Source organism: Thermophilibacter sp. ZX-H3 (assembly GCF_052599055.1).
In genome coordinates this window covers 112,522-139,434 of record NZ_JBQXES010000002.1, presented here as the reverse complement: position 1 = coordinate 139,434, position 26,913 = coordinate 112,522, and the positions used below count along the sequence as shown (strand labels likewise).

General features: G+C 66.2%; 23 protein-coding genes. 9 read left to right on the top strand and 14 right to left on the bottom strand.

All coding sequences use genetic code 11. The features are described from left to right. Positions 1-186 precede the first annotated feature (186 nt). Positions 187-2,202, bottom strand: coding sequence for a GTP-binding protein (locus ACULPM_RS01465; RefSeq protein ID WP_445330770.1), 2,016 nt, complete (start codon positions 2,200-2,202; stop codon positions 187-189). 183 nt (positions 2,203-2,385) lie between these two features. Here ACULPM_RS01465 and ACULPM_RS01460 point away from each other — a divergent pair, with 183 nt between their 5' ends. Further along, positions 2,386-3,888 (top strand): ATP-binding cassette domain-containing protein, encoded by a 1,503-nt coding sequence (locus ACULPM_RS01460; protein WP_445330769.1) that lies wholly within the window; start codon positions 2,386-2,388, stop codon positions 3,886-3,888. A gap of 183 nt (positions 3,889-4,071) precedes the next feature. Here the strand turns inward: ACULPM_RS01460 and ACULPM_RS01455 are convergent, their stop codons facing one another. Then, positions 4,072-4,764, bottom strand: a complete 693-nt coding sequence (locus tag ACULPM_RS01455) for an SdpI family protein (protein WP_445330768.1) — start codon at positions 4,762-4,764, stop codon at positions 4,072-4,074. A 539-nt stretch (positions 4,765-5,303) separates the two neighbouring features. Here ACULPM_RS01455 and ACULPM_RS01450 point away from each other — a divergent pair. The 6 genes from ACULPM_RS01450 (at position 5,304) to ACULPM_RS01425 (ending at position 9,279) form a co-directional block, all read left to right on the top strand. Then, a complete protein-coding gene (locus ACULPM_RS01450) occupies positions 5,304-5,576 on the top strand; it encodes a GNAT family N-acetyltransferase (RefSeq protein ID WP_445330767.1) in 273 nt (90 codons plus the stop codon). A 301-nt stretch (positions 5,577-5,877) separates the two neighbouring features. Then, positions 5,878-6,087 carry a helix-turn-helix transcriptional regulator gene (locus tag ACULPM_RS01445; RefSeq protein ID WP_167930954.1) on the top strand — a complete coding sequence of 70 codons (210 nt, stop codon included), beginning with the start codon at positions 5,878-5,880 and terminating at the stop codon, positions 6,085-6,087. 5 nt (positions 6,088-6,092) lie between these two features. Continuing rightward, the gene (locus ACULPM_RS01440; protein WP_445330766.1) at positions 6,093-6,587 is read left to right on the top strand and encodes a hypothetical protein; all 495 of its coding nucleotides are present in this window, start codon (positions 6,093-6,095) and stop codon (positions 6,585-6,587) included. Between the two features lie 41 nt (positions 6,588-6,628). Continuing rightward, positions 6,629-7,027, top strand: coding sequence for a pyridoxamine 5'-phosphate oxidase family protein (locus tag ACULPM_RS01435; RefSeq protein ID WP_445330765.1), 399 nt, complete (start codon positions 6,629-6,631; stop codon positions 7,025-7,027). A 147-nt stretch (positions 7,028-7,174) separates the two neighbouring features. Next, on the top strand, positions 7,175-7,927 hold the full coding sequence (ppgK, locus tag ACULPM_RS01430) for a polyphosphate--glucose phosphotransferase (RefSeq protein WP_167930951.1): 753 nt from the start codon (positions 7,175-7,177) through the stop codon (positions 7,925-7,927). 146 nt (positions 7,928-8,073) lie between these two features. Next, positions 8,074-9,279, top strand: a complete 1,206-nt coding sequence (locus tag ACULPM_RS01425; protein WP_445330764.1) for a putative ABC transporter permease — start codon at positions 8,074-8,076, stop codon at positions 9,277-9,279. 94 nt (positions 9,280-9,373) lie between these two features. Here ACULPM_RS01425 and ACULPM_RS01420 read toward each other — a convergent pair whose 3' ends face one another. From ACULPM_RS01420 to tyrS, 11 genes are all read right to left on the bottom strand, one after another. After that, a complete protein-coding gene (locus tag ACULPM_RS01420; protein ID WP_445330763.1) occupies positions 9,374-10,033 on the bottom strand; it encodes an HAD family hydrolase in 660 nt (219 codons plus the stop codon). A 47-nt stretch (positions 10,034-10,080) separates the two neighbouring features. Further along, entirely contained in the window at positions 10,081-10,803 is a 723-nt protein-coding gene (locus ACULPM_RS01415; protein ID WP_445330762.1) for a GntR family transcriptional regulator, read from the bottom strand. 141 nt (positions 10,804-10,944) lie between these two features. Beyond that, positions 10,945-11,673, bottom strand: coding sequence for a 2-dehydro-3-deoxy-phosphogluconate aldolase (gene dagF / locus ACULPM_RS01410; RefSeq protein ID WP_445330761.1), 729 nt, complete (start codon positions 11,671-11,673; stop codon positions 10,945-10,947). A gap of 9 nt (positions 11,674-11,682) precedes the next feature. Next, positions 11,683-12,792, bottom strand: coding sequence for a DgaE family pyridoxal phosphate-dependent ammonia lyase (locus ACULPM_RS01405; protein WP_417802908.1), 1,110 nt, complete (start codon positions 12,790-12,792; stop codon positions 11,683-11,685). 74 nt (positions 12,793-12,866) lie between these two features. Then, a complete protein-coding gene (locus ACULPM_RS01400; protein WP_445330760.1) occupies positions 12,867-14,468 on the bottom strand; it encodes a PTS system mannose/fructose/sorbose family transporter subunit IID in 1,602 nt (533 codons plus the stop codon). A gap of 77 nt (positions 14,469-14,545) precedes the next feature. After that, complete coding sequence (locus tag ACULPM_RS01395) at positions 14,546-15,037, bottom strand: PTS system mannose/fructose/N-acetylgalactosamine-transporter subunit IIB (RefSeq protein ID WP_445330759.1); 492 nt, start codon at positions 15,035-15,037, stop codon at positions 14,546-14,548. 14 nt (positions 15,038-15,051) lie between these two features. Then, a complete protein-coding gene (locus ACULPM_RS01390; protein ID WP_167930969.1) occupies positions 15,052-15,462 on the bottom strand; it encodes a PTS sugar transporter subunit IIA in 411 nt (136 codons plus the stop codon). A 396-nt stretch (positions 15,463-15,858) separates the two neighbouring features. Continuing rightward, entirely contained in the window at positions 15,859-16,680 is an 822-nt protein-coding gene (gene lgt / locus ACULPM_RS01385) for a prolipoprotein diacylglyceryl transferase (RefSeq protein ID WP_445330758.1), read from the bottom strand. Between the two features lie 17 nt (positions 16,681-16,697). Beyond that, a complete protein-coding gene (locus tag ACULPM_RS01380) occupies positions 16,698-16,934 on the bottom strand; it encodes a NifU family protein (RefSeq protein ID WP_075279653.1) in 237 nt (78 codons plus the stop codon). Between the two features lie 75 nt (positions 16,935-17,009). Continuing rightward, positions 17,010-19,574, bottom strand: coding sequence for a peptidase U32 family protein (locus ACULPM_RS01375; RefSeq protein ID WP_445330757.1), 2,565 nt, complete (start codon positions 19,572-19,574; stop codon positions 17,010-17,012). Between the two features lie 189 nt (positions 19,575-19,763). Continuing rightward, positions 19,764-20,981 (bottom strand): tyrosine--tRNA ligase, encoded by a 1,218-nt coding sequence (tyrS, locus tag ACULPM_RS01370; RefSeq protein WP_445330756.1) that lies wholly within the window; start codon positions 20,979-20,981, stop codon positions 19,764-19,766. A 260-nt stretch (positions 20,982-21,241) separates the two neighbouring features. Between tyrS and ACULPM_RS01365 the strand changes: the two genes are divergently transcribed. Together ACULPM_RS01365 and ACULPM_RS01360 are read left to right on the top strand one after the other, a co-directional pair. Next, complete coding sequence (locus ACULPM_RS01365) at positions 21,242-23,512, top strand: transglycosylase domain-containing protein (RefSeq protein WP_445330755.1); 2,271 nt, start codon at positions 21,242-21,244, stop codon at positions 23,510-23,512. A gap of 196 nt (positions 23,513-23,708) precedes the next feature. Next, a complete protein-coding gene (locus tag ACULPM_RS01360) occupies positions 23,709-24,869 on the top strand; it encodes a hypothetical protein (RefSeq protein WP_445330754.1) in 1,161 nt (386 codons plus the stop codon). 188 nt (positions 24,870-25,057) lie between these two features. Here the strand turns inward: ACULPM_RS01360 and ACULPM_RS01355 are convergent, their stop codons facing one another. Beyond that, positions 25,058-26,779: a phospho-sugar mutase gene (locus ACULPM_RS01355; protein ID WP_445330753.1), complete on the bottom strand. Its 1,722-nt coding sequence runs from the start codon at positions 26,777-26,779 to the stop codon at positions 25,058-25,060. Positions 26,780-26,913: the final 134 nt, after the last annotated feature.

Genomic DNA, 26,913 nt, shown 5'->3' with positions numbered 1-26,913 from the left:
CGGTCGCCCATATCAAATCTGGCCGCGGCGTTTTGGCACTTTCAAGGCCCGAAATGGGGCGGAAAGTGCCAAAACGCCGCGGCCAGATTTGATGCACGACGGCAGAGAAGGGCGGGGGCGTCGCCGGCCACGCGGTAGACCGTCCAGTCGCTCATGGGCTCCGCGCCCATCGTGCAAAAGGGACAGTCACTTTTGCACGGCCGAGAAGAACGCGGCGTCGGCGGCTCGGTACGGACGCAGGCGTGCTGGGTCCGCGGCGGTGTGCGCGTGGGCGGGCACGTCCCGCCACTTGACGGTGTGGCCGGCGCCATGGCTGCAGAAGACGGAGTCGGGCGTGTTGGGGAGGTCGGCCTCGGGGTCGTAGGCCGCGGAGGCGATGACCTCGTCGGCGTTGTGGCACGGCCGATAGCCTGCGAGCTCGAGCGAGAGGCGCCCGCGACCGCCCGTGTAGCGCGCGACCTCGAGCGCGTACTCCCCCGCCTCGGAGGCGGGCACCTCGCCCGCGATCGTAGCCGCGTCGCCCGCCTGGACTGGCGCCTCAAACTCCGCCGCCATCCGCGTGAGGTCGGTGAGCGCGCGGCCCACGCGGTCGGCCGGCACCACCAGACGGAAGCGATACCACGGCTCCAGGAGCTGGCACTCCCCGCGCTCGCGCGCGCCCATGAGCGCCTGACGGACGGCGCGGTAGGTCGCCTGGCGGAAGTCGCCGCCCTCGGTGTGCTTGGGGTGCGCGCGACCGGCGAGCAGCGTGATGCGCACGTCCGTGAGCGGCGCTCCCGTGAGCACGCCCAGATGGTCGCGCTCCATCGCGTTGGTGAGGATGAGGCGCTGCCAGTTGAGGTCGAGGTCGTCCGTGGAGCAGCGCGTGCCAAACTCAACGCCAGTTCCGCGCGGTAGCGGCTCCACGAGAAGGCGCGCCTCGGCGTAGTGGCGCAGCGGCTCGAAGTGGCCCACGCCCTCGGTGGGCGCGGTCACGGTCTCCTTGTAGAGGATGCCGCCCGGGCCAAAGGTCACCGCAAAGCCGTAGCGCTCGCGCAGGAGCTCGGCAATCACGTCCTGCTGGACCTCGCCCATGAGCTGGACGTGCGCCTCCTGCAGCTGCTCCTGCCACGTGACGCCGAGCATCGGATCCTCGTCGGCAAGCTCGCGGAGCGCCCGCACCAGAGCGGATACGTCCGCGCCCGGCTCGGGAATCACCTGGTAGGACAGGACGGGCGCGAGCAGCGGGCGCGCGCCCTCCGGCTCCGCGCCCAGGGCACTTCCGGGCACCACGTGGCTGAGTCCGGTGACGGCGCAGATGCGGCCAGCCGGGACCTCCGTCACGGTCTCGAAGCTCTCGCCCTGGTAGAGGCGCACCTCGTTGATCTTCTCGGCCCATGGCTCGCCGCGACGGCCCACGCCCGTGAGCTGCGTCTTCGCACGCAGCGTGCCACCCGTGACCTTGACCCAGGCAAGTCGCTCGCCACGTGCGCCGCGGCTCACGCGGTACACGCGCGCCGCAAGCTCGTCCGGCCATGAGCGCTCGGCGAGAAGGGCGCACATGCCGTCGAGCAGCTCGCGCACGCCGTCGTCGCGCAGCGCCGCGCCGAAGAAGACTGGGAAGAGCGCCCGCGCCGCCACCAGACGCCGCAGCGTGTCCGCCGAGAGCACGCCCGACTCCAGATACTCCTCGAGCGCCGCCTCATCCGTCGAGGCCGCGTCCTCCAACGCGCCCGCGTCACCTGCGAGCAGCGTGGACGCGTCCACGCAGCCCGGCGAGAGCCGCGAGGCCAGCTCAGTGAGAAGTTCTTCTCGCCCCGGGTTCTCGAGGTCGCACTTGTTCACAAAGACGAAGGTGGGCACCTCGTAGCGCGCGAGCAGGTCCCAGAGCGTCTCGGTATGGCCCTGCACGCCGTCGTTTGCGCCCACCACCAGGATGGCGTAGTCGAGCGCGGCGAGCGTGCGCTCGGCCTCCGCGGAGAAGTCCACGTGGCCGGGCGCGTCCACGAGCATGAGGTGGGTATCCGCCCAGTCGAGCGACGCGCTGGACGAGAAGATCGTGATCCCGCGGTCTCGCTCCATGGCGTCGGTGTCCAAGTGGGTGCTGCCGCTGTCCACGCGGCCGGGGTTGCGGATGGCCCCCGCGGCCGCGAGCATGGCCTCCGCGAGCGTGGTCTTGCCCGCGTCAACGTGCGCCAGGAGTCCCACGACCGCCTGCCTCATGCTACCTCCCGATGATACGAAGGGACAGTCCCTTTGTATCACTTGACGCTCGGGCGCGGGAGCGGGATACTGGCGGCGTCGTAGCCCCGTCGAAAGGACCCGGAGCCGTGCGCATTCGCTAGACATCCCCGGCCAAGAAACCCCGATGTGCAAAAGTGCCTGTCCCTTTTGCACGGAGAAGAGATGTCTATGCAGCTTGTGCTCTCCGGCGTGCGCTACGCCTACCCCGCGGCCCGCGAGGCCGTGCTCAACAACGTCACCATCACCTTCCCTACCGGCTGGACCGCGCTTCTGGGCGACAACGGCTGCGGCAAGACCACGCTGGCGCGCGTGGCCTGCGGGCTGTTGCGGCCGGACGCGGGCTCCGTCACGCGCGGCCTGGTCTGCGCCTACGTGGCGCAGGACGCCGACGAGCCGCCCGAGGGGCTCGCGGACTTCGCGCTGGACTACGGTCGAGAGGCCCGGGAACTCCGCGAGGCCTTCCGCATAGAGGACGACATGCCCTGGCGCTTTGACGAGCTCTCCTTTGGCGAGCGCAAGAAGCTGCAGGTGGCGGTTGCCCTCTGGGGCCGCCCGGACGTGCTCGTGGCGGACGAGCCCACCAACCACCTTGACGAGGACGCCCGCGAGCAGCTGGGCACGGCGCTCGCACGCTTCCGCGGCATCGGGATCCTCGTGAGCCACGACCGCGATCTCGTGGATGCGCTGGCCACGCGCTGCGCGTCCTTCGAGCCCGGAGGGATCGTCGTGAGGCCGGGCGGCTACAGCGCGGCGCACGGCCAGGCGGAGCTCGAGCGCGCGACGGCCGTCGCGGAGCGTGCGAGCGCCAAGCGCGAGCTGGCGCGCCTCTCTGCCGAGAAGGACGCGCGCGCCCACGAGGCGGCCCGCGCCGACGCGCGGCGCAGCAAGCGCGGCCTCGATCCGCGCGACCGCGACGCGCGCGGCAAGATCGACCTCGCGGTCTACACCGGCAAGGACGGACAGGCCGGACGGCTCTCCTCACAGATGGACGCACGAGTGGCCGCTGCGCAGGAGCGCCTGGCCGCCGCGCGCGTGGCCAAGCGCTACGACGGCGACCTCTGGGTGGACGCCGAGCCCTCACGCCGGCAAACTGTGCTGCACGTGCCGCCTGCGACCATCCCCTGCGGCCCGGAGGGCACGCTCCAGATTCCCGAGCTCTGGGTGGGCAGCCGCGACCACGTGGGCGTCATCGGGCCCAACGGCGCCGGCAAGTCCACGCTCCTTTCGCACCTGCGCGTCCTTCTCGCCAAGGCGGCGGACGCGGGGCGGGGCGTGGAGGTGCTGGACATCCCGCAGGAGCTCCCGTCGGAGGCGCGCGACGCCATGGTGGGGCGCGTGGCCGCGCTGGCCTCGGCCGACCGCGGGCGCGTGCTCTCAACGGTGGCGCAGCTCAACTCGGACCCGGACCGCATCCTCGAGGGCGGCCGCACGAGCCCCGGCGAGCTGCGTAAGCTCATGCTGGCGGAGGGCATCCTGCGCCATCCCGCGCTCATCGTCATGGACGAGCCCACCAACCACCTGGACCTGCACTCGACCGAGGCGCTCGAGCGCGCGCTCGCCGCCTACCCCGGCGCGCTCGTGCTGGTGAGCCACGACCGGCGGTTCCTCGACGCCTGCACCACGCGCACCTGGGAGGTCCGTGACGGCCGCGTTCGGGAGAAATGACTCAAAAGGGGACTGTCCCCTTTTGAATCACGACGCAAGCCTCGACTTTTGCACGAGCAAACAGCCAGTCTCGTTGATTCGATAGCGCATATGAACAGGTAGACGAGTCACACCGTTTTTCTCACCAACCGAGAGGGGCGGTGCGCTCGTACATACGTCAGGTTTTGCGGGCACGAGCGACGCCTACCGGATGACGCCCTTCCAGAGGAGGAAGCTGTAGAGCGCAATGAGCGCGACGCCGCCGAGCAGGACCACGAGCAGCACGGCCACCATAGCCGCCTCGGGCAGCGCGGTCGAGAAGAACGAGAGGGCGAGCGTGGCCACGCCCATGACCACGAAGACCGGGCCGGCGAAGCGGTGCGTGCGACGCCAGTTGTCCGGGTCCGCGAGCGTCCAGGGCAGGCGCACGCCAAAGGTGTAGTTGGGCTCGATGCGCGGCATCGCCACGCCGAGGCCCACGAAGAGCAGGCCCATCGATCCATAGACGAGCAGGTTGACGAACGACCCGCTCTCCGGGACGACGCCGAGCGCCGTGGCCGGCGTGAGCCAGGCCATCGCGACCATGAACACCGTGAACGCCGCAGAGAATCCCTGATAGACGCCCTTGAAGCGATTGAAGGACTCGCCACGCGGGTCGAGGAACGGCACCGCGAAGAGCAGTGCCAGGATCAGGAACGGCATGACCACACCCATGAAGATCGTGGAGCCCTTGCTGTCCCACCCGTCGGCCGCGCCGTCGGCGCCCCAGTGGGTGGGCACCGTCTCGGGCATCGCGGGCAGCGCCCAGAGGACGTAGGCCGCCGCGCTTGTCACGCAGAGGGCGAGCAGCGCAATCCACAGGGCCCTGTCGCGCTTCGTGTAGTCAAGGCCAGCCATTTCTGCCTCCTCAGACGAACCTGATGCGCGATGGTATACCCCTTTTTCGAAGGGCTATCAACCTCGCCGCTAATTGGGGACGGGTTATTTCTCTCAGGGGCTTTGGGACAGGTTCGACGAAGAGTGAACCTGTCCCAAAGCCCCTGAGAGAAATAACCCGTCCCCAATTAGCAAGATGACCGTTTGCGATGTGCCACATCCGCGCCATGCCCGCCTCCGCTCGCCGGGGTGGAAAAGGGACAGTCACTTTTCCACATGTAGGGTCTGGTATGGGTTCTACCCGTTGCGGGGCGCGCGCCATCCTGGCGGCAGCCAATCATCCGGCAGCCGTCACACATCCAGCCGTGCATGATCGAGCCGCCCCGCAGGGCGGTGGAGGCGTAGCCTTGTCCAGAACGGTGGCCTCGCGCTGGAACTTCATCGATTGGCCTTCTCTCGGTAGAATGGGTGTCGTAGTCGCCGCAGTTGGGGACAGGCCCGATCTCACGCAACCCTTTCCTTCGAATTCGGGACCGTCCCCCTTTTTCAGAGGAGGCAGCATGGACTGGATCATGGAGCGCGATCGCGTGCAGGTGCTCGACGAGGCCTGGAACGTCCTTGCCGAGGTGACCTTCCCCGTGGTGGAGCCCGGTATCGTTGAGATCAACCACACCTTCGTGGACGAGAGCCTGCGTGGCCAGGGCATCGCGGGCGAGCTTATGGGCCGCTCCGTGGCGAGCATCGCCGCGAGCGGGTTCTACGCGCGCCCCACGTGCTCCTACGCCGTGAGCTGGTTCGAGAAGCACCCGGAGCACGCCGGTCTTCTCGCCTAGCGCCAGCGTCATTCCGCCCGACAACGGCCCCCGTCGCACGTCTCCCCCAAGAGGTGCGGCGGGGGCCTTTCTTGAAGGGACCTTCGGCACGGAGCTGGCATCTGGCATGCATTCTGCGCGCATAGCCAGCGATCATCTGGAAAACGCGAACGAAGTCGCGCGGGATGCGTGCCAGGCCGATATTCCCGATCAGCTTACCGAATCTTTGCAAAGCAAACTTGTCTCTCATTGCAAAGCATACTATGCTATAAATGCAAAGCGCGCTTAGCATCTAGGACCGAATGCGGAGGGAGGCAATGCGATGCGCACGCACATCCGTGAGCTGCGCCGCAAACGAAAGCTCTCCCAGGCCGAGCTCGCCGAGGCCGTGGGCACCACGCGCCAGACCATCACGTCAATCGAGGTGGGCAAGTACACCGCCTCGCTGCCGCTGGCGCACAAGATTGCACGCTACTTTGGCCTCACGATCGAGGACGTCTTTGACTTTTCCGAGATAGACGAGGAGCTGTGATCGCCATGAAGAACACCGCCGAGGCGCTGCGCGCCACCGTCCGTCGCCGCCTGCGTCGCGAGAGGGCCCTGCTCGCCGTCATCCTCGCCGCATGGGCCGCCCTGCTCGCGCTTTCCATGTCTGACGCGCTCCCCGCACTGCACGCGGACCTGCGCGTCTCAGGCTTTCTCTCGGGGTTCATAATGGGCATCTTCGTCGTTGCCGGCGGCATCACCGCGCGCCGGGCGCACAGCCTTCGCCGTGCCCTCGCAGACGACGCCGAGCTGCGCCGCCTTCAGGCGCGCGAGCACGATGAGCTGCGTGCCCACATGGAACGAGAGATAGCGCGCGCCTACGTTCAGCTGATGCCCGCCCTCGCCGTGGTCGCCATTCTCGTCGGCGCGCTCGTGAGCTTTGAGTCCATGGTCACCGTGGCGGCCACGCTGGTTTTTCTCGCGCTCGTCCTGCTCGGCGTGAAGATCTACTACAAGCGCACCCTCGCCGTCCCCGAGGCGGAGTAAAGTAGCGCCAACAGCCGTTCCCGCGCGCGAAAGGAGCGCCCATGGACGAGGCACTCGCCTATCTCAAGGCCAACCCCACCTACTTCCTGGCAACCGTCGACGAGGCGGGCAACCCGCAGGTGCGCCCCTTCGGGACCATCGCCAAGTTCGAGGGCAAGCTCTACATCCAGACCGGCAAGGTCAAGCCCGTCTCCGAGCAGATGCTCGCCCACCCGCGCGTGGCGATCTGCGCGATGGGCGCCGACGGCTCGTGGCTGCGCGTCACGGCCGACGCCGTACTCGACGACCGCCTGGAGGCGCGCGAGGCAGTCCTTGCTGAGTACCCCGAGCTGCAGCCGATGTATGCCGCCGACGACGGCAACTGCGAGGTCCTTGCGCTGGAGAACGTCACCGCCACGTTCTGCTCGTTCACCAAGGACCCGTACACCATCCGCTGGTAGCGGCGCGTCGGGGGCGGAGGGGCCGTCATCGCTCCGCCCCCGGTCACACTCCCCGAGTAAATGCGGCCGCAGAGCCGGCGCTTTGCCTCCCTCCCCCTTACATACGGCTAACATTTTCATATTGGCAACTCAGCAAAGGGGGACATCATGGACGCGTTTGGCATTGACATCGGCGGGTCGGGCATCAAGGGCGCGCCCGTCGACCTTGAGAGGGGCTGCTTCGCGGCGGAGCGCCTGCGCATCCCCACGCCCGAGGTGTCCACGCCCGAGGCCGTCGCGCGCGTATGCTGCGAGCTGCTCGACAACTTCCACGTGGACCCGTCCGTGCCCGTTGGCGTAGCCTTCCCCGCCCCGATCCACCCCGGCAGGCCCATCGGCTACATGGCCAACCTCGACAAGTCCTGGATCGGCGTCGACATCACCGCCAAGCTCTCCGAGGCCTGCCACCGCCCCGTCAGTGTGGTCAACGACGCCGACGCCGCCGGCCTCGCCGAGGCGCGCTACGGCGCCGTACGCGGCAGCAAGGGCCTCGTCATAGCCGTCACGCTGGGCACCGGCATCGGCACCGCGCTCGTCATGGACGGCAGGCTCATCCCCAACTCCGAGCTCGGCCACATCACGATGGGCAAGAACGGCGAGGACGCCGAGAGGCTGGCGGCCGACTCCGCCCGCCAGCGCGAGGACCTCAGCTGGAAGAAGTGGGGCAAGCGCCTCACCAAGTACCTGCGGCTCCTCGAGTTCTATCTCAGCCCCGAGGCCTTCGTCATCGGCGGCGGCGTGAGCAAGAAGCATGAGAAGTACTTCCCGTACATCGAGGTCGAGACGCCCGTCTACCCCGCCAAGCTCCTCAACGACGCCGGCATCGTCGGCGCCGCATCGTTCGCGGCGGACCGCGGGTAGCAATCGCCGACAACGCCTCAGGCTGGCGAGAAGAACGTCCTGCCCGACGTTCTTCTCGCCAGTTGTTTCTTGTCGCCCTCTGCGGGTAGACTGTGGGCACCACACGCCCCGGGGCAGCGCCCCGGCTCCCAGAAAGGGACTCCCCCATGTCAGACGCCATCCCCGTGGAAAAGCGAAAGATCCCCCTGCTGCTCAAGATCTACGGCATCTACTGCCTCCTCACGGCGGCGGCGGTGCTCGCCCTGGTGGCGCTGATCGCCATCCCGCTCGCCCAGTACGGCGTCAGCCTCTTCCGCGAGAGCCATGACGTCACGCTCACGATGACGCTCATGATCATGCAGGTGGTGATGCTCGCCGTCGGAGCGGCGGGGTACATCCTCTTTGGCGTGCTCGTGCTGCGCGACCGGCGCCGGCACGTGGCGCAGATCGCCTACGCGCTCATCGGCGTGGGCATCATCAACCTCATCCTCGAGATCATGCTCAACGGCTTTGGCGACAACCTCATCTACGACGGCGTGCGGCTCGTGGTCCTTCTCGTCATCTCCGCCACCATCGACCCCACGCTCATCACCGAGCGCCGCCTGCAGCGCAAGCTCCGTGACATGGAGACCGAGGAGGCCGCCAAGGACGGCACGCTCGGTCGCGCCAAGGGCGACCGCGGCTTCATCGAGCTCGACTTCTTCAACCTGTTCTGGGTCTTCGTGGTGTGCTGCGTGCTCGGGCTCATCATCGAGACCGTGTATCACATGGTCGTGGTGGACCCCGGCGTCTACCAGGACCGCGCCGGCATGCTCTACGGGCCCTTCTCCCCCATCTACGGGTTTGGCGCCGTGCTCATGACCATCGCGCTCAACCGCTTCTACAAGGCCAACCCCATCGTGATCTTCCTCGTGTCGGCCGTGATCGGCGGGCTCTTTGAGGCGGCGGTCTCCTGGTTCATGCAGGTCGGCTTTGGCGCCGTGGCCTGGGACTACTCGGGCTCCACGATCTTCGGGCTCTTCCCCGACCCCATCGCGGTCCTCTTTGGCGGCCGCACGAGCACCCTCTTCATGTGCATGTGGGGCGCGCTCGGCTTTGTGTGGATCAAGTTCTGCCTGCCGTGGCTCCTGAAGCTCATCAACCTCATCCCCTGGCAGGCGCGCTACTCCTTCACCACGCTCTGCGCGATTCTCATGCTGGTGAACGGCGTCATGACGCTGCAGTCCCTCGAGTGCTGGTACCAGCGCGAGAGCGGCCTCGCGCCGAGCTCGCCCGTGGAGGAGTTCTACGCCGAGCACTACGACGACGCCTACATGCAGCATCGCTTCCAGAGCATGGAAATCACGCCGGAGAACAGCGCTCGCGCGGCATAGCCCCCTGACAGCCCGACAAACGCGACGGGGCCGTCTGTCATGAAATCACTCATGACAGACGGCCCCGTCGCGTTTGTAAGGTCTTAGCCTCTCGTCACCCTTCCCAGCCGGAGGCGAGCAGGTCACGCACCTCGATAAGGTCGCGACACACACGGGCGCAACGGCCGCGAAGTTCGTCATTCGGCTCAATCAGATCGGGAACCATGACCGTGATGAAGCCACCGGCATTCGCTGCGGTAACGCCCGAGGGACTGTCCTCAAGCACGAGGGTGTGCGCAGGCTCGGAGCCCAGGCGCGCGGCTGCACCGAGAAAGATGTCAGGAGCGGGCTTTGACGGATATCCATCATCTCCGGTTACCAGGGCATCAAAGCGGCTCGCGACGCCCGCATGCCGCAGATTCGCCTCCACGACCCGCCGCTCCGAAGACGAGGCAACCGCACAGGGGATGCCCCGCCCCACCAGCCAGGCGAGCAGCTCGTCGAGGCCGGGCTTCTTGGGCGCGCCGGAGGCAATGAAGCGCTCCGCGCCTATCTCGTAATGATCGTCCAGGGCCCTCTGTGCATCCGGGTTGCCATCATATGCCTGAGAAACGAGACCGGAAATCCGCTCGTAGGAGCTGCCGACGCAGGCCTCCACTAGCCCGGGAGCCACCGTGAGGCCATATCGAGCGAAGGCCGGCGGCCATGCACTCGCCCATATTGGCTCGGTATCGACCATGAGGCCGTCCATGTCAAAAATCGCGGCTTGAATCATCTCTTCTCCCCTGAGGATGAGACGCCGTGCCGCACCGCCGGAGGAGCCTAGACAGGCAGCGAGTCAGAATCCACCGTCTGATACTCCGCTAGGTCACCGGGGAAGTGCGAAACCAGGTATTCGAAGGGTCGGCCATCGTCGAGATAGCCAACCTGCTCAATCTCAAGCAGGGGGCTTCCCGCGGCAACGCCCAGAATCTGGCACTCCCGCTCAGTGGCAGTCACGGCACGAAGCGTCTTGTGATAGCTGTCGGGCGTAACCTCATAGTTCTCGGCAATCCAAGGACGCACGCTCGTCTCTGCGGCAGAGAGGCGGATGTCACGGAAGATCTCCACCGGATAGTAGAGGTACTGCATGTCGAGCGGGGAGCCCTGATGAAGATGAGAACGCTCGATATAGAACGTAAAGCTGAACTCATGAAGCCCGAGCTCATGCCGGACATGCTCATCGGGCTTGAGCACGGTGAACTCATGCACCGAGCACTCGGGATTCTCAGCGAGGTCCCGGTCTATGTCATCCGTCAGGGAAACCGTATTGAGAGGCTTGGCAAAGGAGGGGGTCGCGACCTTCTTGACGTAGACGCCCGACCCACGCTTGCGCGAGACGAGGCCGCGCTTCTCAAGCTCGTCCATGGCCTGCTCGATGGTCGTGCGGCTCACATGATATTTCTTCGTGAGCTCCACCACGGTGGGCAGCTGGTCATAAGGCCTGAGCTCTCCGCGCTTGATCGCCTCTTCGATTTCCTTGACGATAGCCTTGTACTTTGGCACGTGTTCTTCCTTGCACCCGACGCCGCGCGCGGCATCATCTCCCCGGTTGCCCGCATGCGGGCCCCGATGGCCGGAGCCCGCATTTTAGGCAAGACACAAGTATATAGCCGAGAACTGCATTGAACCAACTGTGCGCAATACTTAGATAAGGTTCTTGACCTTATCCATGAGAGCGACGACGTCCTCGGGACGAGTGTTGCCCGTCGCCTTGTCGATGATAGAGCTGTAGACGTGCGGAATGACCTTGGGAACCCCGGCGTCGAGAATGATCTTCATGATCTGCTCGAAGTTGTCCAGGTCGATGCCGCCTGTGGGCTCGAGGATAAAGTCGTGGCGGGCACAGGCCTCGGCCACCGCCTTGAGCTCGTCTGCGACCTTGAGACCACCCATCGGGAAGAACTTGAGGGAGTCCGCCCCCATTTCCTTGGCCATGGCCACGACCGTGTCGGCATCGACGAGCGCGGGCTTCTCGCAGTCCTTGGACAGCGGGCCCGTGGAGATCTTGACGAGACCCGGGGTCCCCGAGGGGGCCACCATGGCGTTGACGTGGCAGGGCGCACCGTCAAGGTTGGCGCGAGTCCAGCCCACGGCACAGAAGGCTTGGTTGAAGTGATTGGCCTTAACATGCTTTGCCACCTCGGCAACCGCACGCCACTGGTTGGGGTTACCGCCACCTAGGCCAACGGAAAGGTTGCCCTCGAGAACTTCCATGTACCGGTTGGCATCCTCGACGTAGGCCTCGACCGTGGGGTAATCAGCCGTGAGAACGCCCACGGCAACGTGCCCCTCGGCAACCTGGTACAGCTCGCGCGCGTTTTCGAGGGAGCCTCCCAGAACGTTGAGGACAACGCGGTCGTTATAGTAGTTCATGCCCATTACTTAGTCCTCCATAATCTCACGTAGACGATCGACGATGAGCTCCTTGTCGCCCTCTCCGAGCGGGCGGGGGTCGAAGTCAATCTTTCCGAGGTTGAGAAACTCCGTACGCGCCCAGACAACGGGATCGCCGGACCGAAGCTGCACGTTGACGTCCTCCATTGAAAGCCCGGCGCGCTGGGAGCCGTCAAAGGTAACACGGCAGCGATAGATGGCACGACCGGCCTCGTCCTGGATCTTCTCGGCCGCAAGGCCGGGGATGCGGCCGATTTGCTCCACGAGGTAGTCAACCTTGGCAACATTGGCGGCAACCTCGGCGTCGTGGTCACGCTCCTCGTACTGGTCGAGCGCGGCAAGAAGCCCCATAATCTGCTCCTTGCCCACCTTCATGGCGCGGCCGATGCCGTGGTACTGCGGCTGCACGTACTGGACATAGGCGCGCTTGCCGGTGACGAAGCCCGATGTGGTGGCCTCGAGAGCCTTGGCTCCGGAGTAGCAGACGATGTCAGCGCCCAGATCGACGTATTTGCGGAAGTCCTCCTCGGCCGCGCAGTCCATCATGAAGGGCAGGCCGTGCGCATGCGCGATGTCACGCATGGTCTCGATGTCCACCATGCCCTTCTGGACGCAGTGATGGCTCTTGACGTAGAGAAGCGCAACGGTCTTGTCTGTAATGCCCTCCTCTATGTCCTCGGGATGAACCTCGTTCGCCTGACCGACCTCGACGGGGACGCCTCCGCCCAAACGAATCATCGTGGGGATGGGCGCCCCGTAATTGATGGAATGCCCCTTCTGCAGGACCACCTCATTTGCGAGACCAGACGAGTCGGGGAGGCGCATCATATCGGTATAGCGGCCCTTGGTGACGAGCCCCGCCACCGTGAGCGCTATCGCCGCGGACGCACACGGGGCAACGCAGCTCATCTCAGCACCAGTGTGCTCTGAGATGAGCTCCCCCGCGCGAGTCATGAGATCCTCGATCACGACGTACGACTGACCGGCCTCAACCGCCGCGCGGGCAACCTTATCGCTGAACGTGGAGACGCCCAGCACCGTCACCCGACCAGAGGCGTTAACGACGCGCTTCAGCCCAATTTCCTGGTAGATGCTCATGTGTGTCACTCCCTAGGCAGGTGCCGGCACCGCGGCCAGTGAGCGCGGCGCCGGCCTGGATGGAGCGTCGTTGACTAGAGGATGCCGCAAACGGCGCAGACGACGCTGACGAGGACGATGGCGATCAGGATGACGTTATAGCGCGGTCCCTTCTTCTGCATGTAGAAGTAGATGGCGAAGACAGCGATCAGCGGCAGGATGCCGGGAGCGATGGAGTCCAGGATGGACTGGATGCCGATGACGTTGCCTGCGCCCATCGTAATCTCAAGCGGGCTGGAGATCGCGATGTAAGAGCTGGACAGCGCGCCCATCATGATGAGACCAAGGACGTTGGCGGCAAAGATGATGGACTGCATCACGCCGGACTGCAGGAGGCCGGTGATCGACTCACGGCCCAGCTTGTAGCCACGCTGCGTCATGAAGTACTGAATGGCGATGGAGACGCCGGGCCACAGAATCAGCGGCGCGATGCCACCGAGAGCGTTGCCCTGCTCCGCGAAGGGAATGAACATGCCGTAGATGATTGGCATGACCACTGCCCACACGATGGCATCGCCCATGCCGGCAATCGGCCCCATGAGACCGGTCTTGATGGAGGTGATGGCCGACCCGGGCAGGTTCTTCTCGGTTGCCTTCTCCTCCTCCATGGCGATGGAGATGCCCTGGATGATGCCGCCGAGCGAGCCCTCGGTATTGAAGAAGGCAAGGTGGCGCTTGAGGGCGTCCGCCAGATCCTCCTTCGCCGGATAGAGCTTCTTGAGCGTGGGAATCATCGAGGCGCAGAAGACCAGACTCTGCAGGCGCTCATAGGAGTTGGAGAGCTCGCAGCCAAAGTAGTAGATCCAGAACGACTTGGTGACGTCCTTCTTGGTGATAAGCCCGGTCTTTGCCGTCTCCACGGCCTTATCGCCACCCGAGACGACCTGGGCATTGACCGTATCGGGATAGAGAATCATGCGCAGGACGAGGGCGATGATGAGGCCGAAGATGGCCATGCCCATGACGGGGATCTGAAGGTAGGCAACGGCGAAGTAGCCGAGGAAGAAGAACGGGATGAGCTCCTTCTTGCCAATGACCATGATCGTCAGAGCAAAGCCGAGGGCGGGCAGGATGCCGCCCATGACCTCAAACGAGTGAATGAGGACCTCGGGCAGTGCGGCGATAAGGGCGTTGGCCCACTCGGCGCCGAACAGGTCGATCACGAAGACGAACGGGAAGCGAATCAAGAAGCCCATAAGGGCGGGGTACACGAACGCGCAGCGCATGATGCCGGCAGTGTTGGCATCCTCCGCATACTTATCCGCCATGTGCACCCAGATCGCATTGGTGGTGCGACGCAGCTGGTCAACGAACACACCGATGACGCCAAACGGGACAGCAAGGGCAACCGCCAACTCAGGGCTCATGTTGGACATGACGCCAAGCGGGATTGCGATGACTCCGGCCAGACACGGGTCATTGGGGACGTTACCACCGGGCGTCGACGTGACGCCGAGGTAGACGAGCTGAAGTGCGGCACCGATCTGCATCGAGAGCATCATCTCACCGGTGAGAAGACCGACGAACACGCCGATCGTCGCCGGCTGGAGAAGGGCGCTCGAGAGGGTGTAGCCAAAGCGCAGACGGGCAAACCAGTAGTAGATGCCCATCGCGATTGCGATGCCCATAGTACCCATCTAGGTACCTCCTAAGGGATATAGACGTTCAGTTCGGGTTGTCTGCGCACCTCAGGGGCGCGCGGAGTCCGACCGCTCTAGCCGCGGTACTTCTTGAGAATAGAGTCGACGTCTTGCGGGGCGTCCTCGGGAATCGTCTGGAAGACGATCTTGACGCCTGAGGCAGCGAGCTCGTCGAGAATGACGGCATCGGCGTCGTCCAGCGTGATGTTCTGGAAGACGACCTTGCGCTCAGGACCGCCGCCAAGGCCGCCGACCTGAACCGAATCAACCTTGACGCCCTGGTCATAGATGTTCTTCAAGGCCTTGAGGCTCGGAAGCAGCAGGAGCACGTTGCCCGAGCCAAAAACGTCGGCAGCGTAGCTCTCGGCAGCCTGAGCCTCGGAGAGGCACACGACCTCAACGCCCGTCGGCGCTGACATGAGATAGATGCTCCTCATGAACTCATCAGCGGCAAGCTCGTCACTCACGACCACGATCTTGTTTGCCCGGACCTGATTGACCCACTTGGTCATGACCTGTCCGTGAATGAGACGAGAGTCAACGCGCGTCAGAACAATGTTTCCCATCTTTCCTCCTCTCTCTACTTCATGTTCGATTTGACTTCAGCAACAACATCCTTGCAGGCACTGGCACCCGCAGCGAGGATCGTGTCAAAGTCGAGCGTGCCGTCACCCTGAAGCTCGACACATGCCTCCAGCAGCATCGGAGCGTTGAGTCCGCAGAAGACCTTGATGCCCGTCTGGTTTCCGATGGCAGCCGCAACGTTGGAAGGTGTGCCCCCAAAGAGGTCGGTGATGATGAGGGAGTCAGGCGAGATGGTGTCCACGTACTCTCGGACCATGCCCATGTACTCCGGAAGCGTGTACGACGGCCTGAGGGCAATCTCGTGAACGCAGTCGATAGCGCCGAGGATCATCCTGAGACTCTCCGTAAGAGACTCTCCCCAACCCCCGTGAGTGAGCAGCAAAATCTTGGTCGGCTTCTCTTCCATGGCGTAAAAACCTCCTCCGATATCATTGCCCGCGCTTCCCACGGGCATGCTGGCGAGTATCAGTAGCAGGTGTTATATGCGCGTTTCGGGATGAAATGTATGTGATGATGTAACTGTTGTCAAATCGTACCGGAACGATTTAATTTCAGTACAAAACGAATAAGAAACCGCTGGTAGACAGAGGTGCGATGATTCGGCATTGAGATAATCCACCCTGATATGGACACAGGTGATTACCGTGAGCGGGCAGTTATTCTCCGCGAACGGTAGGGCACGCCTTCCAGTTGATGCACTGCCCAACGAACGAGAAGACACCGTTCCCGACAAAGCGACGGGGCCGTCTGTCATGAAATCACTCATGGCAGACGGCCCCGTCGCGTTTGTCGGGCTGCGCCCCTAGGCCAGATAGCCCACCTGCGGTCGGTTGAGGCGATGGGCCGCCACCAGGACCACAATGCCGAGAAGGACGAGCGGCAGACTCAGAAGCTGGCCCATCGTGATGGGGCCAAAGAGGTAGCCGAGCTGCGCGTCAGGCACGCGGACGAACTCCACGAGGAAGCGGAACACGCCATAGAGAACAAGGAACGTCCCCATGAAGGTCCCCTGCGGGCGCGGCGGCACGCGACGGGACAGCAGGTAGAGCACCGCGAAGATCACCAGGCCCTCGAGGATGGCCTCGTAGAGCTGGGAGGGGTGGCGGTACACGTTGCCGCCCGTCTCGAACATGACGCCCCAGGGGAGGTCCGTCTCCTTGCCCCAGAGCTCGCCGTTTACGAAGTTGGCGCAGCGGCCGAAGAAGAGGCCGAGCGGCGCTCCGATCACGCCGAGGTCGCAGACCGTCGGCACGGAGATGCCGTAGTGCCGACACACGAGCGCGCCGCCCACCACGGCGCCCACGAGCCCGCCGTGAAAGCTCATGCCGCCCTCCCAAGTGGCGAAGATCTCAAGCGGGCTGGAGAGACTGAGCCCCGCGCCCCAGACGTAGAAGATCACATAGAACAGGCGCGCGCCGATGATAATGCCAAAGACCACGCCAATCACGATGGAGAAGACGTCGTCGACGGTAAGCCCGAGCTTCCAGCGGCGCGCCGTACGATACATCACCACCCCGGCGCAGATGAAGCCGAGCAGGTACGCGATGCCGTACCAGCGCACCGTAATCGGCCCCAGCGAGAAGGCCACCGGGTCGAGCATGTGATAGAGGTCGTTCAGGAACACGTTCTTCTCGCCCCGTGCTAGAACGCGGCGGGCTGGACGCGCGTCACGCCGGGGACGTGCTCGCGCAGGATGCGCTCGATGCCCTCGGACATGTCGAGGGAGGAGAGCGGGCAGCCGGCGCAGGCGCCCTGCATCTCCAGGGTGACCACGCCGTCGTCGGTGCAGTCGATGAGGGCGACGTCTCCGCCGTCGGCCTGGAGGCTCTGGCGGATGACGTCGAGGGTTGCGTCGAGAAGGGCTCGATCAACGGCCATGGGATGTCCTTTCCTCATGCCTCGCCCGGCGCATGGGACCCGGGAGGCAGCTTGTGCTTGCGTTCGAAGACCATGTTACCCAATGCCGGCAAAAAGATGCCCGGAAGTGGCGCCGGGGAGGCGCCGGGCGGGCTTGCGGCCGGCGCGGACCGCCTCCACCGCACGCGCGACGCGTCCCACGGCAGCCGCGACCTCCTCCTCGTCCATGAGCTGCGCGTCCACCAGCAGGCGCGACACGCCGGCGGCGAGAAGGACGTCCACCTGCGGCGTGGCGTCGAGCGGCTGGCCGAACCAGATGCGCGACCGGCCGTTGACGTCAGTGCGGACGGGGAGCTCGCGGCCGTCGATGTCCCGCAGTGAGAGCCTGCGGCGACGCAGCGCACAGCGGCGGCAGTCATGGATGCATTGGCCGAGCGCCTGCAGCACGCAGTGCTCGCTCGTCATCACGCGCTCACGGCCCAGGACCGAGAGGCCCACGGGGACGCGCGCCGCGCGGGCGAGCGCGCAGACCTCGTCGAGCGTGAGCTCCGGGGAGAGCCAGACGCCCGCCGCGCCCGCGTCCTCCAGGGCCGCGAGACAGGACTCGTTGTGCACCGGGACGCAGGAGCGGACCTCGGGCAGCGCGCCGCGCTCCACAGCGAGCGCAAGTTCCGAGACGTTGCCCGCCGCCACGGGCTCGCCGGCACGAACCCAGCCGTCCAGGCGCGCGTGGTCGGCCTCGCGGCAGATCTCGTCCAGCCAGGGGATGACCCCCTCGGGCCACGCGCCCTCGGCGAGGTCGTCGGCAGGGGCGTAGACGCGCGTCGCGCCGGCGGCAAGCGCCGCCTCAGCGCATTCCGGCGCGGTCACGAGCGCGCAGATCGTGGGCGAGACGAGGGGGCGTGCAGAGGGGGCAGCCCGTGCAAAGGGGACAGTCACTTTTGCACGCCCGGGCGTGCAAAAGTGACTGTCCCCTTTGCACGGGCTGCCCCCTCTGCACGCGTACGGTGCGAGAATGGCCTCCTCCAGGAGCGCGCACGCCTCAGCGCGAACCTTGTGAACGGCGGAGAAGGACATGCCGCAGCCGGAATCGAGCGTCACGTCCCACTCCACGGGCTCAAACGGGCTCTGGCCCATGCGGCCGACATGCTCCACCAGCTCCTCGCCGGTGACCTCGCGCGTGCGGGCGGCCTCAACGACAAAGCCCTCCGCACGGGCCGAGGCGGCACCGTCCACGCATGAGAGCTCAACGGAGAAGGGCTCACCGAGTCGCGCCGTCACGCTGACGCGCACCGGGCGACGACGCACCACGTCCTTGTCCGCCACGCGGGCCGCCTCGTCGAGCGCGCGCTGCGAGCGGATGAGGCGCACGACGGAGCCTGCGGGCATGGGGCGGGCCGCGCGGCAGATGATGCTCTCCCCCGCCGCGGCGTCCGCGGGCGCCGGAGCGGTGAGGAACTGTGTCGGGTCATCCACCGGGCGAAGCTCCAGGAGGTCGCCCTCGTCCACCGGCGCCGTGAGACGCACCTCCACGTCGGCGCGCGTGAGGCGGCGCATCCGCTCGCGGCCGCCGTTGCTGCCCCCGCGGCGCACCACCGCGTCCTCGAGCTGACGCGAGCCCACGACCTCGCCCACGACCTCGCCCCGGTTGTTGGACCGCTCGTAGCTCATCATGTCGTTGTCGGAGCGACCCCAGAGGTAGCTGTCCGTAAAGTCGCGATTGAAGGCCCGCTTGAGGCGTCGATGCCGCGCGGCCGCACCGGCCTCGGAGTCCTCTCCCGCCGCCAGGGCGTCGAGCGCGTCGCGATAGGCCCCCACGACGGAGAGCACGTAGTCGGGGGCCTTCATGCGCCCCTCCACCTTGAGCGACCCCACGCCGGCGTCGCGCATCTCGGCGAGGCGGTCCACGGTGCAGTAGTCCTTGGGGCAGAGCAGGCGCGTGCCGCCCACCCCGCGGCTCTTCTCGGGAAGGCCCTGCGTGGCCACGCCCGGAATCTCCATCACGTTGCCGCCCTCGTCGATGAGGTCATACGGCAGGCGGCAGGGCTGGGCGCAGAGGCCCCGGTTGGCCGAGCGCCCGCCGTTGAGCGAGCTCATGAGGCACACGCCCGAGTAGCAGAAGCAGAGCGCCCCGTGGCCGAAGCACTCCAGCTCCACGCCCTCCTCCGCGATGCGGGAGATCTCCGCCAGCGAGAGCTCGCGCGAGAGGGTCACGCGGTCGACGCCCCAAGCGTCCCGGCACCACGCCACGCCGCGCGCGTCGTGCACGTTGGCCTGCGTGGAGACGTGGGTCTCCACCTCCGGCCACCGGCGGCGAATCTCCGCCATGAGGCCCCAGTCCTGGATGATGAAGGCGTCCGCGCCGAGCTCCCACGCACGGCGCACGAGATCGAGCACGCGCGGCATCTCCTCGGTAGAGACGGCAACGTTCACGGTCACGTAGACGCGCGTCCCGGCGAGGTGGGCTCGCCGGCACGCCGCGGCGAACGACTCGTCATCGAAGTTGTGGGCGCCGCGACGGGCGTTGAAGTCGTTGCCCAGCCCGCAGTAGATCGCGTCCGCCCCCGCGGCGAGCGCGGCGTTGAACGGCTCGGGGCCGCCGGCGGGCGCCAGCAGCTCCGGCACGCCGTGGGCCTCCAGAAACGTGGTCCCTCTCGCCATCATGCCCCCTTCTCGCGCGCCGTCTTGACCGCACCCGCCAGAATTAATCCGCCCTGTGGAGCTCTCGCCAAAATGCCAACTGGGAAAACGTCGGTCCGAGCGCTCAGAGGGCGGATTAATTTTCCCGAACTCACAGACACGGGCGGAGCCGCAGCCGCGACCCCGCCCGCGCTTCCCCTGTCTTGGGCCCTACACCAGGCGCGCCCAGCGCTTCTTGCCGGACTGGACCGTCGTGCCGGCCGAGAAGAGCACGGGGTCGACGTTGTAGCACTTGGGTGCCACGGCCTCGCCGTTGATCTTGACGCCGCCGCCGTCCACGAGGCGGCGCGCCTCGCCGGCGGACTTGGCGATGCCCACCTCAACGAGGAGCTTGCCGAGGTAGACCTTGCCCTCGTCGTTCGCCTCGACGACGGAGAGCGGGAACTCCGGCATGTCCTCCGGGGCCTCGGCGCGCTTGAACTGCGCGTCGAAGGCGGCACTTGCCGCGGCACCGGCGCCCTCGCCGTGGTAGAGGTCCACGATGTTGGCGGCGAGCTCGCGCTTGAGCGCGTACGGGTCGGCGGAGCCGTCCGCGAAGGCGGCGTCGATGGCGTCGAGCTTGTCCATGTCCGCCGTGGAGCACAGGCGCCAGTAGAGCGGCACCAGCTCGTCGGTGATGGACATGACCTTGCCGTACATGTCCGCCGGCTCGTCGGTGAGGCCCACGTAGTTGCCGTAGCTCTTGGACATCTTCTTGTGGCCGTCGGTGCCCACCAGGAGCGGCATCGTGAGGGCCACCTGCGGCTCCATGCCCATGGCGCGCATGAGGTCGCGGCCGGCGAGCAGGTTGAAGATCTGGTCGTTGCCGCCCATCTCGAGGTCCGCCTTCACCACGACGGAGTCGTAGGCCTGCAGCACCGGGTAGATGAACTCGTGCAGGGCGATGGACTTGCCCTCGGTGTAGCGGTTGTGGAAGTCTTCGCGCTCGAGGATGCGGGCCACGTTGAACTGGCTCATGAGACCCAGCATCTCGGCGAGGTTGAGCCCCTTCAGCCAGTCGCCGTTGTGGACGATCTGGGTCCTCTCGGGGTCGAGCACCTTCATGGCCTGCTCGACGTAGGTCTTGGCGTTGGCCTCGACCTGCTCCTCGGTGAGCGGCGGGCGGGTGGAGTCGCGGCCGGACGGGTCGCCGATGAGGGCGGTGCCGTTGCCGATGATGAGCGTCACGTTGTGGCCCAGGTCCTGGAACTGGCGCATCTTGCGCAGCGGCACGGCGTGGCCGAGGTGAAGGTCGGGGCTGGTGGGGTCGACGCCCAGCTTGATGTTGAGCGGCGTGCCCTTCTCGAGCTTCTTCTTGAGCTCGTCAAGCGGCACGATCTGCATCGTGCCGGAGGTGATCACCTTGAGTTGCTCGTCGACTGGCAGCAAATCTCTGTCCTCCATAGGTCCTTCGTTTTACCAAGCGGCTCTCAAGGAGGCCGCATAAGGTATTAGCATAGCGCAGAGGTCCAGAAAAGGGGCAGGACAGAGCCGATTTTCCTGGCGGCGCGCCCGGCGGGCGGCGCGGCGAGAAGGACGGCGCGCGCCCTCACTCGCACGCGAAGGGGCAACGCCCTCGACAGACCTGGGCCGACAACCTCCTATAATGTTGGACAGTTATGGACCGGTCTCCCCGACAGGAGGACTAGATGGGGATCAGAACCCGAAGAGCACGCACGCACTCCCGCACGCACTTCGTGGGGTTTGGCATCGCGGGCGTTCTCGGCTTCATCGCGCTGCTCTGCGTGACGCTCGCACTCTCGCTCGGCGGCGTGGTGAGCGCATGGCTCGAGGACTTGCCCGACTACACCTCTGCCGACGCCTACCTCCTCGCCGAGCCGACGCGCGTCTATGACGCGGACGGGAACGAGATAGCCTCGTACTACCTCCAGAACCGTCGCTCCGTCACGCTGGACGAGATCTCCGACTACGTCATCAAGGGCCTCATCGACACCGAGGACAAGCGCTTCTACGAGCACAACGGCGTCGACCCGCAGGGCGTCCTGCGCGCCGTCGTGGGCCAGATCACGGGCTCCGGCGACGCCGGCGGCGGCTCCACGATCACCCAGCAGCTCGTCCGAAACACCGTCCTCTCCGACGAGCAGTTCGAGCAGTCCCTCAAGCGAAAGGTGCGCGAGGCGTACATCGCCATCCAGCTTGAGAAGGAATACACCAAAGAGCAGATCATCAACATGTACCTCAACACCATCTACTATGGCAACGGGGCATATGGCATCGAGGCTGCGTCCATCACCTACTTCAACAAGCATGCGAGCGAGCTCACCCTCTCCGAGGCGGCGGTCCTCGTCGGCCTGCCCAACGCCCCCTCGCTCTACGACCCCTTCACCAAGCCCGACAGCTGCGTCTCCCGCCGCAACCTCGTCCTCTCGCGCATGCTCGAGGCGGGCGACATCTCCCAGGAGGAGTACGACGCCGCCTGCGCCGAGCCGCTCGTCCTGAACCCCGGCGAGCTGACCGACTCCATCGGCACCTACCCGTACTTCACCGACTACGTCCGCAACCTCCTGCTCCAGGACTTCTCGTCCGAGACCATCATGCAGGGCGGCCTCAAGGTCTACACCACGATCGAGCCCGCCAAGCAGCAGGCCGCCGAGCAGGCCGTCAACGAGCGCGTTGCCGCGTCCGGGGACGAGCAGCTGAGGGGCGCCCTCGTCTCGGTGGACAACTCCAACGGGCACATCGTGGCCATGGTCGGCGGCCAGAACTACGGCAACGACACCGAGGCCGGCCAGAGCTCGGTCAACCTCGCCACCAACGCCCGCCAGCCCGGCTCCAGCTTCAAGGCCATCACGCTGTGCGCCGCCATGCTCGAGGGCATGAGCCCCACCGTGCGCATCAACTGCAACTCCCCCATCCAGATCACGCCCTTGTGGGCCCCGAGCAACATCAACAACGACCAGCTCGGCACGATCACACTCGCCGACGCCACCGCGTACTCGTCCAACACCGGCTACGCCCAGGTCGCCCAGGCCATCGGGAACGAGAAGATCATCGAGACGGCCCACCTGCTCGGCGTCGACTCCCAGATCAACCCCGTGGCCGCGCTCACGCTCGGCACCCAGGAGGTCACGCCGCTCGAGATGGCCGAGGTCTACTCCGTCTTCGCCAACGGCGGCGTGCACCGCGACGCCATCGCGATCACGCGCATCGAGGACCGCAACGGCAACGTCGTTTACGAGCACCAGGACAGCTCCGAGCAGATCGTCGACTCCGCGATCATCGAGGACCTGACCGGCGTCCTCGAGGGCGTCATCACCAAGGGCTCGGCCACCTACGTGCGCAACTACTTCACCGCCAACCAGCCCGTGGCGGGCAAGACCGGCACGACCGAGAACTACGGCGACCTCTGGTTCTGCGGCTACACCCCGCAGCTCACGACCGTCGTCTGGTGCGGCCACCAGGACAACAACAGCACGATTCGCTACCAGGGCACCAACGGCACCACGGCGACGCTCCCGCTGCCCATCTGGACCGCGTACATGAACGCGGCGCTCGAGGGCGTGGCCTACCAGGACTTCCCCACCTCCGACCACAACGCCACGTACAAGGCCAACGACTCGTGGACCTTCGTCGGCACCAACCAGGCCTCCAACGAGGACGATTGGGACGAGGAGGAGTACGAGGAGGAGACCGGCTACGACGAGTCGAGCGAGACCACCGGCCCCACGACGCCCGTCGTCCCCACGACGCCCGACACGCCCTCTACCACGCCCACGCCCGACCCCACTCCCGGCACCGGCGATAACACCGGTACCGGCGGCAACACCGGCACCGGTGGCGACTCCGGAACCGGCGGAGAGTCCGGCACCGGCGGCGAGACCACGCCTCCCGTGACCGGCGGGGACGAGGGCGGAACAGGGGGAGAGGGCGGCAACGTATCGCCCGAGCCGCCAGCGTAGTCACGAGGGGACCGGAGCCATCCGGTCCCCTTTTTTCGTCCCCGCCGACTCAACTCAAACTTGAGGTCAGACCAAACCGCACGTAACACATACCGCTCCCCGAATTGTTGCCTGCCGGCATACAGATTGGTCCCCGGGCCTGCCTATCATGCGATAAGGGTTACTCTCGCTCATGCGCACATCCCCTGGAGGGACAATGACTCGCACCGATCGCGACCGCCGCCCCCGCTCGGGCGGCTCATCTATGAACGGCTCCTCTCGCCAGTATGCGGGGGCCGGGGACAGCAGGGCACGCGTCCCGAGCCAGACCACCTATCACGGCCCCACCGGCACCCGCTCGCGCGGCGGCGGCGTGAGGGGGCATCGTGGCCGGGGCGGCCGGGGCGGCTACCCGCTCAGGTCGCGCAGCATCAACTTCCAGGGCGGAAGGAACCGCATCTTCGGCATCGACCGCCAGCTCCTCATCCTGGGCGCGCTTGCCGTGGTCCTTCTCGTCCTGGTGATCGTGGGCGTGTCCAGCTGCGTCCGCGGCTGCTCGTCAGAGCCCGCGCAGAGCGGCAACCAGATTGACTCGCGCGTCGCCGCCGGCGTCTCCGAGGAGCTCACGCAGCAGTTTGCGACGGAGCTCAACCGCAACGAGAAGCTCTCCGCCATCGCCGCCTCCGCCGACCGCTACGCGGACGCGGGCCTGCTCGAGCTCGCCCTCAGGGTCCCCGAGGCCATCGACTTCGTGGCCGCCTACCCCGACGCCGAGAAGACCGCCCAGCCCTATGGCGACGCCGTGACCCAGGGCGAGGCGCCACAGCTCTGGTGCTGGGATGCCCGCTGGGGCAACGTCGACTACGCCGGTCGTGCGCTCGCCATCACGGGCTCCGGCCCCACCGCCCTCTCAATGGCCTACATGGGCCTCACCGGCAACAACGACAAGTCCCCCGCCGACCTCGCCCAGCAGGCAAGCGAGGCCGAGGCCGCGACGGGCGACTCCGCGATGGCCGCGAGCTTCCTCGAGAGCTCCGCCGAGGGGCTCGGCCTCTCCTACAAGAGCTACACGTCGAACGCCGACAACCTGTCGCAGGCGCTCGACGCCGGGACCTACGTCCTCCTCGAGACCAAGGCCGGGTCCATCACCAGCACCGCCCACTGGATCCTCCTCGTCTCCGAGAACGAGGACGGCTCCATCACCGTCTACGACCCCACCTCCCCTGACGTGAGCGCGCACCCGTGGGCCGCGGCGACCCTCGCCGCCAGCACCGACACCATCCACGCGCTGAGCCTGCCCAAGTCCGATGAGGACGCCGACGCAGAGAACTCCGAGAACGGCACCGCCGAGGGCACCACCACGACCACGGACGAGTAGCCCTCACCCCACATCACGCCAAAGGGCGAGAAGAACCCCGTTCTTCTCGCCCTTTCTCTTTTCCCTGTTCCCTGCGGTTGGGGAGCCAATCGACAGCCGGGGGCCCCGCCGACTTCCCAAGCAGGATCTTCCGCGAAGCGCAGTCCTGCGTGGAAGTCGGCGGGGCCTCCCCTTCGGCTAAGAGTGACCTACGACAGGATCTCCTTGGACGCGGCCTCGAGCTTGGCGCGCACGGCCTCGGACTCCTCGCGCGTGGCGCCCTTGGAGAAGAGGTACGCCTTGACCTTGGGCTCGGTGCCGGACGGACGGAAGATGACCTTGTTGTCGTCCTCGAGGCGGAACTCGATGACGTTGGCCGGCGGCAGCACCTGCGCGGCCTCCTTCTGGAGACCCGAGACGCGCGGCATCTCGGGGCCGGTGGCGTAGTCGGTCATGCCGGTGACCTTGTAGCCGGCGATCTCCGCGGGCGGGTTCTCGCGCAGCCCGGTCATGATGGCGGCCATCTTGTCGGCGCCCGCCGCGCCCGGGAAGGACGCGTTGACGGTGCCGTTGAGGTAGTAGCCGTACTTCTGGTAGAGGGCGTCCATGGCCTCGTAGAGGTCCATGCCCTTCTCGGCGTAGTAGGAGGCCATCTCGACGCAGAGCATCGTGGCGACGATGGCGTCCTTGTCGCGGGCGTGCGTGCCCACGAGGTAGCCGTAGGACTCCTCGAAGCCCATGAGGAAGCGGTCCTCCTCGCCCTCGTCCTTGAGCTGGTCGATCTGGTCGCCAATGTACTTGAAGCCGGTGAGCACGCGCCTCATCTCAAAGCCCCAGTCGCGCGCGAGGGCGTCGGGCATCGAGGAGGAGACGATCGTGGAGACGGCCACCTTGGAGGCCACGTCCTCGCCGCGGTCGCGCGCCATCGTGGCGAGCCAGTCCATGAGCAGGACGCCCATCTCGTTGCCCGAGAGCAGGACGTAGTCGCCGTCGTGCGGGATGGCGGTGCCCATGCGGTCGGCATCGGGGTCGGTGGCAACGACGAGGTTGGGCTTGACCTCCTCGGCGAGCTTGAGGGCGAGCTCGAGGGCCTCGCGGAACTCCGGGTTGGGGTAGGTGCAGGTGGGGAAGTTGCCGTCCGGCTGGGACTGCTCGGGCACCACGGAGACCTTCTCGACGCCGATCTCCTTGAGGATGCGGGTCACGAGCTCCATGCCGGTGCCGTTGAGCGGGGTGTAGACCACGGAGTAGTCATCAGAGGCCTTGAAGCCCGGCACGGAGACCTTCTTGATGTTCTCGATGAAGGCGTCGAGGACCTCCTCGGGCGTCCACTCGATCAGGCCCTTCTCGAGGCCCTCGTCGAAGTCCATGATCTTGACGTTGAACGGGTCGGCCTTGGCGATGTTGGCCGAGATCTCCGCCGCGGCCTCGTCGGTGATCTGGCCGCCGTTGTCGTTGTAGACCTTGTAGCCGTTGTAGGGCGCCGGGTTGTGGGAGGCCGTGAGCACGATGCCCGCAGAGGTGCCGAGGTGGCGCACCGCAAAGGACAGCGTGGGGACGGGCTCGATGCGCGGGTACACGTAGACGTGGATGCCGTTGGCGGCAAGGACGCCGGCGGCGACCTTCTGGAAGTCCTCGCCCTTGTTGCGCGAGTCGCGCGCGAGGGCGAGCGTGGGGTTCTCGTAGTGGGCGTTCAGGTAGTCGGCGACGCCCTGGGTGGCCTGCGCGACCACGTAGACGTTCATGCGGTTGGTGCCGACGCCGAGCGTGCCGCGCAGGCCCGCCGTGCCGAAGGCGAGCTCGCGATAGAAGGCGTCGAAGAGCTTGTCCTCGTTGCCGTCCTTGACGAGATCGGCGAGCTCGGCCGCGAGGTCGGGATCGGTGACGTTGTCCTGCCAGGCCTTGACCGTGGCCTCGATGCTAGCGTCCATAGCGTGTTCCCCCAATTTCGATCGGGGCGCGGGAGGACCCGCGCCTTACCCACACGTGTAGGTAGATTCTACTCGCGCGCGCGGGTGCGATGCGGAGGCTCTACGCGGGCGGGCGCCGACGGGCGGCGGACGGA